Raw genomic sequence first — 1,550 nt, forward strand, 5'->3', positions numbered from 1 at the left:
GGACGGTCCTGCTGGTCCGTCGCTGTGGGGATCAGGGCGCCGATGCCTCGGCCGAGCCCGGTTCGCTTCGGTGCCATCAGTGCTTTGCTCCTCGTGCTGCGATCTCGGCGGCCGCTTCCAGGTAGGACAGCGACCCGGTGGAGTTCACGTCGTACGCGACGACGCTCTGCCCGTAGCTGGGTGCCTCGCTCACTCGGACGGAGCGGGGGATCATCGCCTTGAGTACCTGGTCACCGAAGTGCTCCCGGACGTCGTTCGCCACCTGGTTCGCCAAGTTCGTGCGGCTGTCGTACATCGTGAGGAGGATCGTGGACACCCGGAGGTTCGGATTGAGGTGGCGCTCGATCAGCTCGATGTTCCGCAGGAGCTGGCTCAGCCCTTCGAGCGCGTAGTACTCGCACTGGATCGGGATCAGGACCTCTTGTGCCGCGACGAACGCGTTGATCGTCAGCAGACCGAGCGACGGCGGGCAGTCGATGAAGACGTAGTGGTACGGCTCGTCGAGCGATTGCAGGTACATGTCGAGCGCGGTCCGCAGGCGTTGCTCACGTGCAACGAGGGAGACGAGCTCGATCTCTGCACCGGCGAGGTGGATCGTTGCCGGCACACACCAGAGCGTGTCCGACTCGGGGGAGGCCTGGACAGTGTCGGCCATCGGTGCCTCATCGACGATGACGTCGTAGATACTCGCGACCTCGGCCTGGTGATCGACGCCGAGTGCGGTCGACGCATTGCCCTGCGGGTCGAGGTCTATCACGAGCACTCGAGCGCCACCGTGGGCGAGTCCCGCTGCGAGGTTGACCGTCGATGTCGTCTTGCCGACGCCACCCTTCTGGTTCGAGACGGTGATGATCCGCGTCTCAGCAGGCAGCGGGAACTGCTGCGTCGCAATCGCGCGGCGGCGACGGTTGAGGTCGGCGATCTCGCGAGCGAGCGGTGTCGACGCGTCGTAGTCGGTCGATGAACTCAACGAGTGCCTCTTCCCCGGTTCGATGTTTCACGTGGAACGCGGAGCCACTGGCGGCCGGATGACCCGGCCCGAGCCGCAGCGTCAGTCAACTGTAGCCCGGAAGACGCGAGTGGTCTCGTCGACCCCACCGTCTCCGAGCTCGAGCACCTCGACGTCGGAGAGGCGCTTCCGGAGGATCACCTTGCGGGCCTTCTCGATCTCTTCGTCGACACGCGCACCCTTCATCAGGATGAGCTGGCCACCGGACCGAACCAAGGGCACGGTCAGGGGGATCAGCTTCGAGAGCGCGCTGACGGCCCGAGCGGTGACCTGGTCGACCACCACTTCGTCAGCGACGTCCTCTGCACGGCCACGGAGCACCGTCACGTTCTGCAGGCCGAGCCGGTCGGCCTCAGCGCGGAGCCAATCCGTCCGACGCTCCATCGGCTCGATGAGCACGAACTCGACGTCGGGGCGGGCGATGGCGAGCACAAGGCCCGGCAGTCCTGCCCCGGAACCGACGTCCGCAACCCGGCCACGCGCCTCCAGGAGGGGCGCCAGCAACGCAGAATTGAGGATGTGTCGAGTCCACAGCCGGGGG

At 66.3% G+C, this 1,550-nt stretch carries 2 protein-coding genes; both read right to left on the reverse strand.

The features are described from left to right. Positions 1-76: 76 nt before the first annotated feature. Positions 77-970, reverse strand: a complete 894-nt coding sequence (locus tag BACI9J_RS23015; RefSeq protein WP_017887823.1) for a ParA family protein — start codon at positions 968-970, stop codon at positions 77-79. Between the two features lie 81 nt (positions 971-1,051). Beyond that, a partial coding sequence (gene rsmG / locus BACI9J_RS23020; protein WP_159736680.1) for a 16S rRNA (guanine(527)-N(7))-methyltransferase RsmG occupies positions 1,052-1,550 on the reverse strand: 499 nt, incomplete at its 5' end.

Origin of the sequence: Arthrobacter sp. 9V (assembly GCF_902506065.1) — a bacterium.
Lineage (GTDB): Bacteria > Actinomycetota > Actinomycetes > Actinomycetales > Micrococcaceae > Arthrobacter.